Source organism: Acinetobacter sp. YH12106, assembly GCF_013418995.1.
Classification (GTDB): domain Bacteria; phylum Pseudomonadota; class Gammaproteobacteria; order Pseudomonadales; family Moraxellaceae; genus Acinetobacter; species Acinetobacter pseudolwoffii.
In genome coordinates this window covers 1-13,456 of sequence record NZ_VPAV01000022.1, presented here as the reverse complement: position 1 = coordinate 13,456, position 13,456 = coordinate 1, and the positions used below count along the sequence as shown (strand labels likewise).

The window sequence follows — 13,456 nt, the reverse complement described above, 5'->3', positions numbered from 1 at the left end:
GTTAACTGGGTAAGGAGGAGCAATGGACATCCTGATTTGTGATGATGAGCCTTTGGCTGTCGAGCGATTATCACGTTTAGTCTCTCAGCTGGGGCATGATGTGGTGGCGACTGCAAGTCATGGTCGTCAAGCGATTGATCTGGCTCACCAATACGAACCCGATGTCATACTATTAGATATTCAAATGCCTGAAATGAATGGCCTTGCTTGTGCGCAGTATTTGCGTCAGCTGGACCCGATGCCGGCAATTATCTTTTGTACGGCCTATGACCAACATGCGCTGGATGCATTTAAATCAAATGCCGAAGGCTACTTGCTTAAACCCGTGATGCAACAGGAATTGGCACAGGTTTTGGAGCACTTAACTAAACTTACCCAAGCTCAGATGAGCCAACTAAAACAAAAAGAAAATATGGACGAAATCAATATCAGCCGCCAGCAGATTGCGGCAAAGACCTATCGTGGTGTCGAATTGGTGCCAGTTGAAAATATCTATTATTTTCTGGCGGATCAGAAATATGTCACTGTACGTCATAAAAACGGCAGTGTACTGATTGATGAAACCTTAAAGGAGCTAGAGCAGGAGTTTGGGAACCAGTTTATCCGGATTCATCGTAATGCCTTGATCTCGGTGAATTATCTGGATGGTCTGGAAGTGGTCAGTTCAGGTCAGTATCAGGTGCGTTGTCGTGAGCTGGACGACCGTTTAGCGGTCAGTCGGCGACATTTGCCATTTTTAAGGGATCGGATTCAAAAGCTATAGCAGGAATCAATGAGAGCATTCAGTTGAAACTTGTATAAATTCACTTGCATTTTAAAGTGAGCAGGTTAAGTTTAGACTATTGTTCTCATTTACTGTTATTGAAATTTATGAAGACCCTAAAAATTGCAACTCGACAAAGTCCACTTGCGCTTTGGCAAGCGGAACATATCCGTGCGCGCCTACAAGATTTGCACGCTGGTTTGCAGGTCGAGTTAGTCACTTTTGTTACACAGGGCGATAAAATCCTAGATACGCCGCTGGCCAAAATTGGTGGTAAAGGTCTATTTGTAAAAGAATTAGAAGCTGCTTTACTCGATGGTCGTGCCGATCTGGCCGTACATTCCATGAAGGATGTACCGATGGCATTGCCGGAAGGGCTGAGCCTTGCGGTGATCTGTGAGCGTGAAGATCCACTGGATGCCTTTGTCTCGAATACCTATGCCAGCTTTGATGAATTGCCACAGGGCGCCAAAGTGGGCACTTCCAGTTTGCGCCGTAAAACCCAGATTTTAAAACAGCGTCCTGATCTCGAAATCATTGATTTGCGCGGGAATGTCGGTACACGTTTGTCCAAGCTGGATGCCGGTCAGTATGATGCGATTATTCTGGCCAGTGCCGGTTTGAAACGTTTGGGTCTGGCAGAACGTATTCGTCATACTCTGACTCCTGAAATCAGTCTACCGGCCGTAGGTCAAGGTGCACTGGGGCTGGAATGCCGTACCCATGATCAGGCGGTACTGGACTTGATTCAGCCATTATTACATGCAGAAACGGATGCCTGCGTGCGTGCTGAGCGTGCCTTTAATGCCTATCTGGAAGGCGGATGTCAGGTGCCGATTGCCGGCTATGCCACGCTCCAGAATGATGTGATTTCAATCGAAGGTCGCGTTGGCAGTGTTGATGGAACGGTTTTGCTGCGTGCACAGCACACTGGAAAAATTGCAGAAGCTGAACAGTTAGGGGTGGAATTGGCCAAAAATTTACTCGATCAAGGTGCAGGCGAGTTGCTGAAAGCACTTTATTCAAACTGATGTTACTGATTAATACCCGTCCGAGTGAGCGTGCTGCGGGTTTGACTCAGCAGTTACAGGCAGCGCAGATTTCTGTACTAGAATTGCCTTTGCTGGAATTGCACGCACAGCCTTATTCCGACGAGCTGTTACGCTTGTATCGCCAGCTGGATCAGGCCAAAATCATTGTGGTGGTCAGTCCGACTGCCGCCCAGATTGGCATGCAATATTTACAGCAAGCGGAAATTATCTTATCGCGCTTGGCAGATGTGCAATGGGTGGCGGTGGGTAAAGCCACTGAGCAGGCGCTGGCTGGTTATGGTATTCAAAGTCATGTGCCTGAACTTGAAACTTCGGAAGGCATGTTGCAATTACCCGTGTTAAGGCAACTGCCTGCTGGCTCAGCTGTGGCCTTCTGGCGCGGAGAAGGCGGCCGTCAATTTATGATGGATCATCTGCGCGCAAATAATATCAAAATTTTGAATTTTATTTTATATCGGCGGCAATGCCCCGCAAGCACAGCAATAATTTTGGCAGAAAACCTGGCATTGCTTGAAGCGCAGCAGCGCTTTGCCGTGCTAATCAGCAGTGAAGCAAGCTGGTTAAACTGGCTGACATTAATGCAGGATAACTCGGATTTAATGCATCAGGCCCGTTATTTGGTTTTGGGGCCGCGTTTGGCCACTCTTCTTGGGGAATATCAACAGCAGCATCAGGCAGGGTTTGAATTTGTGCAAATTGATGATTTAGAGGCGAATACGATCTTGCAAAAAATGAGACTGATACTAGGGAACGCATGAAGAAACTATTTATTGTATTTTTCATTTTGAGTGTGGTGTGGCTCATCAAACTCAGCTATGACCTTTATGTTCTCAATGCAGCGCAGACTGGACTTCATCAAGGTGTTAAACAGTTGCAGCAGCAAAATGCCAATCTCAATGATCAGTTTGTGGCATTAAAACGCCAGTTTACCGCCCAGCAGCAAAATGCAGGCACTCCCTCAGCTCAGGCAGCAGCTGCAGTGCTAACTGCTGACATGCAGAATGATATTGCTCTCGTACAACAGCAGCTGGATCTGATTGAATTTGCACTGCAACAGCAACAATATGCCACCGCCATTGAAAAACTAAACCACCTGCAGAATGAGTTGGATGAGTATGTCTTGGCGCCTGCCTTGGTCAGTAGTCTGCAGCAAGTAATTGCGAAAGATCAGGACATGCTGAAAAAATTCGTCAATAGTCGCTTGGTGCAGCAAAATAAATTAAAAGAAGTATTGATGCAGATGGATGCTGAAATTGAAAAAGAAATTCAGGCTCCGCATCTTCAAAGTTTGGAAACTCAACGCTCTTTCTGGCAGCGCTGGATTCAGATCGAAGCTGCAGAGCAGCCGAGTACTGTATTAATGCAACGGCATCTGGTATTGAAAGAAGCTCAGTTGCGCTTGCTCATTGCACAAAATACGTTGCAGCAAGATCAATCTGTCGCCTTTCAGCAAGCGTTGAATGCGGTGATTGATGTCTTGGAGCAATTACCGGATGCACGTAGTCAGTACTGGATTCAGCAGTTGCATCAAATCAAGGCCACACCGGTCACTCCAAAGCCTTTATTAAATACACGCACCTTAGTTGGCTAATTGCTTATGAAACAGATTTTGCTGGCCTATTTATTTATCTGCCTACTGGGTATAGCGGGGCTGAGCATCCTGAGTTATGGGCATGGGGCCGGCTATGTCTATTTATATTGGCGTGAGTGGCAGTTACAAACCACATTGTGGTTTTTGGCGGCCTCACTGGTCACGTTCAGTTTTTTGATCCATTGCCTCTGGTACGCGATCAAACAGTATCGCAGCCGTGAACAGCGTAAAAATGAAACCGTATTTAGTTTTGCCCATTTACATCCTTATGAACAACTGGCTGTAATCTGGTTATTAAATGCAGCTCAGGATCAACGGGATTTTATTCAGCAGTCTTTTAGCAAGTCGGGCTTACTCAAACATATTATTGATGCACGATTATCTTGGGGGCAACAGCAATATACAGATGCCTTGACTGCTTTAAATCAGTCTAACCCGATGGCATTTGAGTTGGCAGAATTGCAGCGAATTGAAATTTATTTATCGCAACAGCACGGTGAGCAAGCACTGACTCATTTAGAATTTTTAAATCAGCATGAATTATCACCATGGTTAATACAGGTGAAACCAGCCTATGAACAGCGACTCACCACATTATGGGGTGTATTTGCCCTACAGTTTCCCTGGTTATATTTACGCTCGACTAAATATGGACATTTAGAACAAGAAGTAAAAAAAATATGGCTTGAACAATTATTATTAGCCTATGATCAGGCCACACAAGATGATTTAATTTATTTACAACAGCGTTATTTAGATTTAAAAAAGCAAGTATTTGATCGTGACTATACAGTCAAGTTATTATGGTTGAAATTATTATTCAGAATGCCTGAAATGAGTGCCGAACATGAAACAATGGCAATTCATTTATTAGAGCAACAATTTAATCAGGACGTATTTTATTTGTGGTTTCAACAGCAATTGTTACGGCAGAACCCGGATTATGATCATATTGCACAGCAGATTTCGCATTGGGAAACCAAGTATCCGGCATTACCGATTTTGAGTTTTGCAAAATGGCATGTGTTACAGGCCACCGGTTATACAGAGGAAGCCCAGTATTTGCTTGACTTATATCCTGATGATATTCGTATGAGTTATTTGAGAATTAAAGCGGCCTTACAAGACCGTGAAGACTTGCTCCAGCAGTTAAATGCAGTATTTGAGTCCAATGTAAACTTTATCGAAATTAAGATTTGAGAATCATCATGTCAGAATTACAACAATATCCAGTGGTTTATGCACAGAGCGTGGCATGGGGAGATATGGATGCATTGGGCCATGTGAATAATGCCATGTATTATCGTTATATAGAAAATGCACGTCTGGCTTATCTGGATGCATTGGATTTACTGAATGAATCGGTCTCTATGGTGGTCTCTTCAAATCAGTGCCGTTATTTAAAACCGGTGGTTTTTCCAGATCATTTAAAAATTGCAGCACGTATTGAAGAGATTCGAAATAGTGCATTCCGCATGCATTATTTATTATGGAGTGAAAAACAGCAAAGTATAGTAGCAACTTCTGAAGCGGTTATTGTTTTTATTGATCAAAAAACCCTGCAGAAAACTCAAATTCCAGAACATATCCGAAAGAAAATCGAAGCACTTGAATTAACAGCCGGACATGAAATCTAAAAAATGAATTGATTATTTGATTTTGTCATTATTTCTAAACTTTATTGTTATTGATTTAAATATTTATATTGAATGTTTTATTTAATATAAATATGATGAGGTATTATTTAACAAAACAAATAATATTATTTAATCGGAGAGCATTATGCCAGATATTACTCATTTATCAGTAGAAGAGTTAAAGCGTTTACAAGCCGAAGCAGAATCACTGATTGCTTCAAAAAAAGACCAAGAGATCGAAGATGCTTATCAGCAAATCTTGGCCGTTGCTGACAAAGTAGGTATGACGGTTGAACAGTTACTTGAATTTGGCGCGTCTAAACGCAAGAAATCATCACGTAAATCAGTAGAGCCACGTTATCGTAGTAAAAGCAACCCAGATGATACCTGGACGGGTCGTGGCAAGCAGCCGCGCTGGTTGGTGGCAGAGCTGGACAAAGGTGCCAAGCTTGAAGATTTCTTGATCTAAGCCTCGATTTGATCTCGTCATTAGGCTGTCATACAGACAGTCTAAGATTGCTGAACCAAGCATGATTGCTTGGTTTTTTTATATCTATGAATTGGCGTTGGGAAAAAAGTGTGCATAATGTGTCTGTATAAGGAAAACATTATAAATGGGGATTTAGACTTGAGATATTGGTCGTGGTGGGATGAGCAATAAACCTAAAACTTTAAAATGGTTCATCCTTGCTCTTGTGGCGTTTTTTATCTTTGTGATCCTGCAAGTGCCAGCTGCCTGGTTGATTTCAAAATTTTATAAAAATAATCAGGCCTTGCACAATGTAAACGGGAATATCTGGCAGGGCAGTGCTGACTGGAAAAAAGGTAATTTGCGGGGCAGCCTGAACTGGAAAGTACGGCCATTGGACTTGCTGTTGCTGCGAGTTGGGGCAGATGTTGAATTGCATAGCGGCAATACTCAGCTTTCAGGGATCATGGGCTATGGGCTGAATAAAGCCTTGATCGTCAAAAATCTTGAGGGTCAGCTCGCGCCGGAAACCTTAAAAAAAGTGGCAGACTGGCAATGGCCAGCGACTGCTATTCAGTTTAAAGAGCTGGATTTTAAATATAAACAGGAACAAGGCTTCAGTCAGGTGACCGGGCAAATGCAATGGGCGGGTGGTGAGCTGATTTATAGCTTTGCCCAGCGTCAGGAACGTATGAATGTACCGGCCATGACCGGACAACTGGCAGATGAGAGCGGACAGCTCTTACTCGACGTTCGGGATAACCGAGAGCAACGTATGCTGAATATAAAGCTTGATCCCAGTCTGATGCTCGATATCCAGCTTACCCAGCGCTTTTTAATGAATGCACCCTCCTATGAAGGTAAAGCTGGCCTGGATACTTATGTGATTAGTACCCGCCAACCCCTAATGGGAGGCTTGAACTAATGGCCATTTCTCTTGGCGATCTAAAAAATATCGATCTGAAACAGGCCAATCGTGTTGCGCCTGTCGTGTTGCTGTTGTTGATTCTATATTTATGCTGGAAACTGGCGGCCATGTTCTGGTTGCTGATTGCACCACCTCAAGCTATGCAGCTGGATCGGGTGGAACTGGGTTCACAACAGGCGCAAATCCCCAATATCAGTGCATTTTCGCTGTTTCAGGAAAGTGGACAAACAGCGGCAGGAGCAGAAGCTGCCAATATTCTTTTGCAAGGCGTGGTGGTTGCCAGTCCAAGCTATAACTCTTCTGCGGTGCTGAAAGTCAATGATCAGGTGGATCGTTATCGCGTTGGAGAAATGCTGGGCAGTAGTGGTTTTGAGCTGGCCGAGGTCTATTGGGATCGGGTCATTCTGCGCAGAGCAACCGGTGCCACTCATGAAGTGTTATTCAAGGGGCTGGAAAATGGCTTGAATCAGCCGATCGTGCCGGCAACCCCAGCATCTAATACGATGTCTGCTCCATCTTCGATTATGAATAGCGCAGCTGAAGCACAAAATCTGCCTTCAGTGCAAAATGAAATCGGTCGGGCAATCCAGCAGATGCAGGAAAACAAGGATCAGTATTTACAGAATATGGGGGTCAGTGCGTCGGATGGAGGCTTTGAAATCACTTCCCGGACACCAGCTGCACTGCGTAATCGACTCGGTTTAAGACCGGGAGACCGGATTTTATCTTTAAACGGTCAGACGCTATCGCAGGGGCAAACCGAGGCGCAATTACTGGAACAGGCTCGACGTGAAGGTCAGGTCAAACTCGAAATAAAACGTGGTGATCAGACGATGACCATACAACAAGATTTGAAGTGATGTGTCATCACGCATAGGGTTAGGAAACACAAAAGTTTATGGCTTTATTTAATAATAATCGATCAGCATGGGCATGCTGTGTGGCCGCCCCGCTCGTAGCAATGATCAGTACGGCGGGTTATGCGCAAACCTGGAAAATCAACCTGCGGGATGCTGACCTCACCGCATTCATTAATGAAGTGGCTGACATTACCGGCAAGAACTTCGCAGTCGATCCGCGGGTGCGTGGTAATGTTACCGTTATTTCCAATAAAGCACTGAATAAAAATGAAGTCTATGACCTGTTTTTAGGTGTGCTCAATGTCAATGGTGTGGTGGCGATTCCTTCGGGCAATACCATCAAGCTGGTACCGGACAGCAATGTCAAAAGCTCGGGCATTCCCTATGATGCCAGAAGCCGTGCCAGTGGTGACCAGATCGTGACTCGGGTATTGTGGCTGGAAAATACCAATCCGAATGATCTGATTCCAGCACTGCGCCCTTTGATGCCGCAATTTGCCCATCTGGCAGCAGTGCCGGGCACCAATGCGCTGATCGTATCAGATCGGGCCAATAATATTTATCAGCTGGAAACCATCATTCGTAATCTGGATGGCACCGGTCAAAATGATATGGAAGCGGTCAGTCTACAATCGAGTCAGGCCGAGGAAATGATCGAGCTGATCGAGTCCATGACAGCCACGGGTGCAGCCAAAGATGTTCGTGGTTCGCGGGTACGTGTCATCGCAGATACCCGCACCAACCGGATTATCATTAAAGGTGATCCGACAACGCGTAAGCGGCTGCGTCAAATGATTGAAACTTTGGATGTGCCGGCGGCAGACCGTCTGGGCGGCTTGAAAGTCTTTCGTTTGAAATATGCCAGTGCCAAGAATCTGGCAGAGATCTTGCAGGGACTGGTGACAGGGCAGGCGGTGAACAGTAGTTCAAATTCCACTAGCACGTCTTCGGGTTCATCTTCCCTGAGTTCGAATAACAGTTTAAGCAATAACAACAGTAGCAACACCAGCGGAAATAATACTTCCTCCGCTATTCAGTTGAATACCGGCATGAACACCGAGCAGGGTGGAATTAGCAGCTTTAGCGCAAATGGGGTGAGTATTATTGCCGATGCCACGCAAAACTCTTTGGTGGTTAAGGCCGATCCACAATTGATGCGGGAAATCGAATCAGCAATTAATCAGCTGGATATTCGCCGTCAACAGGTACTGATTGAAGCTGCCATTATCGAAGTAGAAGGTACAGATGCCGATCAGCTTGGGGTGCAATGGGCCTTGGGAGATATCAGTAGCGGTATCGGGCTGATTAACTTTGATAATTTTGGTACCAGCCTAAAAAATGTGGCAGCCGGTTATCTCACCGGCGGTGGTGCAGGTGCTGCAAGTGCCGTGGGAGCTGGGACTTCGTTGGTGCTTGGTGATTATCGTGAAGGCAGTGATGGTTCACGCCGTCTGTATGGTGCGCTGATTCAGGCCTTAAAAGAAAGCACCAAGTCCAATCTGTTGTCTACGCCATCCATTGTGACCATGGACAACGAAGAAGCCTATATTGTGGTCGGTGAAAACGTACCCTTTGTGACAGGCTCGGTTTCAACTGGCGCTGCTGGGGTGGCCAATCCCTATACCACGATTGAACGTAAAGATGTCGGGGTCACTTTAAAAGTGGTGCCGCATATTGGTGAAGATGGTACGGTGCGTCTGGAAGTGGAGCAGGAAGTATCGGCTGTTAATCGGGATCGTGGACAAGCGCAGGATCTGGTGACCAGCAAGCGTGCGATTAAAACTTCGATTCTGGCTGAAAATGGGCAAACCATTGTGCTGGGTGGTCTGATTTCGGATAACACCAGTTATGGCCGTCAGGCAGTTCCGGGTCTGGGCGCAATCCCTGGTCTTGGGCGTTTATTCCGTTCTGAAGGTAAATCTAATCAGAAACGTAATCTGCTGATCTTCATCCATCCAACGATTGTGGGGGATAAAAATGAAGTCAGTAAACTGACCCAGCAACGTTATAGCCAACTGTATAGTCTGCAACTGGCCCTGGATGCTGATGGTAATTTTGCCAAGCTGCCGGAACAGGTCAGTGATGTCTATCAACAGCGTATTCCGGTTTCGAAAACACCTTTACAAAATTCGTCTTATCAAACTGTGCCGACGGCTCCAGTGCCGACTCAGCCAGCTGCTGTGGTAGTCACGCCTGTCGCGATTGAGCCTGTGTTGCAGTCACAACCCGGACAACACGTCGAAAAGCGTAAAAATACCGTGACCACCACAACACTTAGACCGAAGAGCTAAGTGATGTAGCATGAACAAACAGCATGTTATGATAATGTCAAAGAGAAAAGAGAAGTAAATTCATGACTTGGAAAATACACGCGATTACAGGTGACTTGACAGGGCAAGAGATTAGCATTGACCGTGATATGCTGGTGGGACGACATCAGGCCGCAGACATTGTGTTGCAGGCCGCAGAGATCTCGCGCAAACATGCTGCTTTCTTGCTCAAAGATGATGCGCTCTGGGTACAGGACTTAGGATCATCGAATGGCACTTTCGTCAATGATGTGCAGATTGCACAGGAAACGTTATTAAAACAGGATGATATCGTTCAGTTTGCCAGCCTGAAATTTTCCGTGTTGGCGCCTGTGGCTGCGGTAGAAGTTCCAGCAGAAATAGAAGCCACGGCAGAAAAAGTCGTGGCACAGGTTGAAGTGACTGAACCAACGCCAGCACAACAAATGAATGAGCAGGGTATACCGGAACTGACACAGCGAGATGCCTCAGTCCAGCTGACCCGAGATGGCATGCCAACCCATGTCGGGATTCCAAAACCAGCGCCGATTCCTGAAGGCGTCGATCTTGCTGCAGTGAAACCAGAACCTACGCCAATGCCGGTTGAGCAGCCTGTGTCACGGGTAGAGCAGGAAAAAGAAACCCAGAAAAATGTGTCTGTTGGTTTGATTTCAGTGATTGTATTAATTATTTTGGCAATTATGGCTTGGGTAATGTTTAAATAAGCCGATGATTGGTTACAATCAAGGCATGCACAGCGCATGCCTTTTTTGTGGCTGCGAATAATATAAAAGAGGGTCGGGATGTCTATTGCACAATTAGAACAGCGTGAACTGATCTTGTTTGATCTGGATGGTACTTTGGTTGATTCGGCGCATGACCTGTATCGTGCCATGAATATGAGCCTGAATGTGTTGCAATTGCCTTTGGTCACGGAAGAGCAGGTTCGTACCTGGGTGGGCAAGGGCACCTCGATATTTTGTGAAAGTGTATTGCTACATCTGGTTGGTGAAGTCACACCCGCACAGCATCAGGAGCTGCTGAATACTTTTCTGGATATTTATAATGTTGATCCTTGTGTCGACACGGTTCCATTTCCCGGAATTCTGAAGTTTCTCGACTGGGCCAAAGCGCAGGGCAAAACCCTGATCTGCGTCACCAATAAGCCGGAGCTTCCTGCTTGTGCTATTTTAGAGACATTGGATATGGCACATTATTTTGCCGAGACCATTGGTGGCGACCGTTTTAGCGAGCGTAAACCGCATCCGCGTCAATTATTACACTGTGTCGAACAGTATGGTGTAACGAAAGAACAGGTGTTACTGATCGGGGATTCTTCCAATGATGTGGAGGCTGCACGTCGCGCCGGGATTGATTGTATTGTGGTGAGCTACGGCTATAATCACGGTGAAAATATAGCAGACTGTCATCCTCAAGAAATTGTAGATGATCTACGTGAATTGCTTGCTTAATTAGGGTGTTAGGAAAATAAAATGAATAGTGATCAGGTTTTTCGATGGCGTCGCTCAGTTCAAGTCTATTTATACACTGAGTAAACCCAATTTAAAGAGAAAAACCGCATGACCACACAAGCACAATTCCAGCAACTTGCTGCACAAGGCTATAACCTGATTCCAGTGTACCGTCAGCGTCTGGCCGATACGGATACCCCACTTTCTATTTTCGCGCGTCTTAAGCAGCATCAGCAGGCTTATCTGTTTGAATCTGTCGAAGGTGGAGAAAACTGGGCACGCTATTCGATTATTGGGCTGGGCGAATCTACGGTATTTTCCTGTAATGCCGGTGAACTGACGGTACAGCATGCGGACGGCTCGATTGAAAAGCAGCACTGTGCAGATCCTTTTCACTATATTCGTGACTTTCAGGCTCAGTTTAAAGTGCCGACCCAACAGGACTTACCTGCATTGCCAAGCTTCACTGGCGGTCTGGTGGGCTACTTTGGTTATGATGCCGTGCGTTATATTGAACCCAAACTCAAAAATGTGCCTGAAGCAGATCCGGTTGGCTTGCCTGATATCTGGATGATGTTGTCTAAAACCGTCATTGTCTTTGACAATTTAAAAGATACCTTATTTCTGATTGTGCATGCCGATGCAGCTGACCCGATTGCTTATGAAAAAGCACATGAACAATTGAATGAATTGGAAAATATTCTGGCAACACCGATTAGCCTGAAAGCTGAAAAACATAGTCCGCCACATTTTGAATCTCTAACCGGACATGACAACTTTATTGCCTCGGTTGAAAAGGTCAAAGAATATATTCGTGCCGGCGATGTGATGCAGGTGGTGCCCGGGCATCGTATGGTGTCAGATTTCGATGGTGATCCTTTGCAGGTCTATCGTGCGCTACGTCATCTGAATCCTTCGCCGTATCTGTTTCTGGTACAAGGGCAAACCTTGGAAAACAATACACCGTTCCATATTGTCGGTTCTTCGCCAGAGATTCTGTCACGTCTGGAAAATGGCATTGCCACAGTGCGTCCTTTAGCAGGCACACGACCACGTGGCAAAACCAAGGAAGAAGATCTGGCCCTTGAGCAAGACTTGCTCTCTGATGAAAAAGAAATTGCCGAACATGTCATGCTGATTGACTTGGGTCGCAATGACGTCGGACGCATTGCAAAAATTGGTAAAGTTCAAGTGACTGATCAAATGGTGATCGAACGTTATTCGCATGTCATGCATATTGTCTCGAATGTACAGGGTGAAGTGCGTGATGATGTGGATGCCTTGGATGTTTTTAAGGCAACCTTCCCTGCCGGTACGCTTTCAGGTGCACCAAAAATTCGTGCCATGGAAATTATTGACGAAGTTGAGCCGGTAAAACGCGGAATTTTTGGAGGCGCTGTCGGTTATTTAGGCTGGCACGGTGAAATGGACATGTCGATTGCGATTCGTACCTGTGTGATTCGTGAAAATAAGGTCTATGTTCAGGCCGGAGCAGGGCTGGTTGCCGACTCAAATCCCGAATCTGAATGGAATGAAACCCAAATAAAAGCTCGCGCAGTGATCAAAGCGGTTGAATTATCATCAAATGGTTTGATTTTATGAGTTTTTGGGGTTTTTTTTGAAAAAAACACTTGCATGGTTTGTGAGTTTTGCTAAACTGCACACCGTTCCGATACGAAACGTACGAAACACTAAGAAACGCCGGCATAGCTCAGTTGGTAGAGCAACTGACTTGTAATCAGTAGGTCCACAGTTCGAATCCGTGTGCCGGCACCATCTTAGAGAGTTTCAAGGGTTGAGTAAAGAACAGCACTGATGTAAGTGTAAAATGGTGAGGTTCCCGAGCGGTCAAAGGGGGCGGACTGTAACTCCGCTACGAAAGTTTCGAAGGTTCGAATCCTTCCCTCACCACCAATTTTAATACTTCAATAAGTGGTTTGTACCAACATCGTGCGGGAGTAGCTCAGTTGGTAGAGCGGTAGCCTTCCAAGCTGCATGTCGCGAGTTCGACCCTCGTCTCCCGCTCCATTGAAGTGCTAATATTTGCTCTTATAGCTCAGTGGTAGAGCACTCCCTTGGTAAGGGAGAGGTCTCGAGTTCAAATCTCGATAAGAGCTCCAGATTACAGTTTAGCAATTTTTATTGCACAATATTCCAGAAGCAGGCTATTTAGTCTGCTTTTCAAGTATTTGGTATTTGGTTTTTTAAAACGACATGTCGGAACTGGGTTTTACTCAGAATTGTGTTCGACGTAAACGAGGAGTATTAACATGGCTAAGGCTAAGTTTGAACGTAATAAGCCACACGTTAACGTGGGCACAATTGGTCACGTCGACCATGGTAAAACAACTTTAACAGCTGCGATTGCAACTGTATGTGCGAAGAAATTCGGTGGC

General features: G+C 45.5%; 14 protein-coding genes and 4 tRNA genes. All 18 read left to right on the top strand.

Features of this window, described 5'->3' with window-relative positions; genetic code table 11:
- The first annotated feature begins 22 nt into the window (after positions 1 to 22).
- Entirely contained in the window at positions 23 to 763 is a 741-nt protein-coding gene (locus tag FTU45_RS12750) for a LytTR family DNA-binding domain-containing protein (protein WP_005095238.1), read from the top strand.
- 107 nt (positions 764 to 870) lie between these two features.
- Positions 871 to 1,794, top strand: coding sequence for a hydroxymethylbilane synthase (hemC, locus tag FTU45_RS12745; protein ID WP_005095241.1), 924 nt, complete (start codon positions 871 to 873; stop codon positions 1,792 to 1,794).
- A complete protein-coding gene (locus FTU45_RS12740; protein ID WP_100354891.1) occupies positions 1,794 to 2,573 on the top strand; it encodes a uroporphyrinogen-III synthase in 780 nt (259 codons plus the stop codon). The genes hemC and FTU45_RS12740 overlap by 1 nt, the downstream gene beginning before the upstream one ends.
- Complete coding sequence (locus FTU45_RS12735) at positions 2,570 to 3,406, top strand: hypothetical protein (protein WP_180076502.1); 837 nt, start codon at positions 2,570 to 2,572, stop codon at positions 3,404 to 3,406. Before FTU45_RS12740 ends, FTU45_RS12735 begins: the two co-directional genes overlap by 4 nt.
- Positions 3,407 to 3,412: 6 nt before the next feature.
- Positions 3,413 to 4,606 carry a heme biosynthesis protein HemY gene (locus FTU45_RS12730; RefSeq protein WP_180076501.1) on the top strand — a complete coding sequence of 398 codons (1,194 nt, stop codon included), beginning with the start codon at positions 3,413 to 3,415 and terminating at the stop codon, positions 4,604 to 4,606.
- Between the two features lie 8 nt (positions 4,607 to 4,614).
- Positions 4,615 to 5,043, top strand: a complete 429-nt coding sequence (locus FTU45_RS12725) for a thioesterase family protein (protein WP_180076500.1) — start codon at positions 4,615 to 4,617, stop codon at positions 5,041 to 5,043.
- A 142-nt stretch (positions 5,044 to 5,185) separates the two neighbouring features.
- Positions 5,186 to 5,512: an H-NS family nucleoid-associated regulatory protein gene (locus FTU45_RS12720; RefSeq protein WP_167381258.1), complete on the top strand. Its 327-nt coding sequence runs from the start codon at positions 5,186 to 5,188 to the stop codon at positions 5,510 to 5,512.
- A gap of 181 nt (positions 5,513 to 5,693) precedes the next feature.
- A complete protein-coding gene (gspN, locus tag FTU45_RS12715) occupies positions 5,694 to 6,437 on the top strand; it encodes a type II secretion system protein N (RefSeq protein ID WP_180001408.1) in 744 nt (247 codons plus the stop codon).
- Positions 6,437 to 7,300, top strand: coding sequence for a type II secretion system protein N (locus FTU45_RS12710; RefSeq protein ID WP_180076499.1), 864 nt, complete (start codon positions 6,437 to 6,439; stop codon positions 7,298 to 7,300). The genes gspN and FTU45_RS12710 overlap by 1 nt, the downstream gene beginning before the upstream one ends.
- Positions 7,301 to 7,338: 38 nt before the next feature.
- Positions 7,339 to 9,591, top strand: coding sequence for a type II secretion system secretin GspD (gspD, locus tag FTU45_RS12705; RefSeq protein ID WP_180076498.1), 2,253 nt, complete (start codon positions 7,339 to 7,341; stop codon positions 9,589 to 9,591).
- A gap of 62 nt (positions 9,592 to 9,653) precedes the next feature.
- The gene (locus FTU45_RS12700; protein ID WP_005095259.1) at positions 9,654 to 10,313 is read left to right on the top strand and encodes an FHA domain-containing protein; all 660 of its coding nucleotides are present in this window, start codon (positions 9,654 to 9,656) and stop codon (positions 10,311 to 10,313) included.
- Between the two features lie 78 nt (positions 10,314 to 10,391).
- Positions 10,392 to 11,060, top strand: a complete 669-nt coding sequence (gene gph / locus FTU45_RS12695) for a phosphoglycolate phosphatase (protein ID WP_100329455.1) — start codon at positions 10,392 to 10,394, stop codon at positions 11,058 to 11,060.
- Positions 11,061 to 11,168: 108 nt separating this feature from the next.
- Positions 11,169 to 12,662 (top strand): anthranilate synthase component I, encoded by a 1,494-nt coding sequence (gene trpE / locus FTU45_RS12690; RefSeq protein ID WP_005095263.1) that lies wholly within the window; start codon positions 11,169 to 11,171, stop codon positions 12,660 to 12,662.
- A gap of 98 nt (positions 12,663 to 12,760) precedes the next feature.
- Positions 12,761 to 12,836: transfer RNA gene (locus FTU45_RS12685), tRNA-Thr, on the top strand.
- A gap of 54 nt (positions 12,837 to 12,890) precedes the next feature.
- A tRNA-Tyr gene (locus FTU45_RS12680) sits at positions 12,891 to 12,974 on the top strand.
- Positions 12,975 to 13,012: 38 nt separating this feature from the next.
- Positions 13,013 to 13,088 (top strand) — tRNA-Gly (locus tag FTU45_RS12675).
- Between the two features lie 17 nt (positions 13,089 to 13,105).
- Positions 13,106 to 13,180, top strand: a tRNA-Thr gene (locus FTU45_RS12670).
- A gap of 150 nt (positions 13,181 to 13,330) precedes the next feature.
- On the top strand, positions 13,331 to 13,456 hold a 126-nt coding region (locus tag FTU45_RS12665), incomplete at its 3' end, for a GTP-binding protein (protein WP_227518531.1).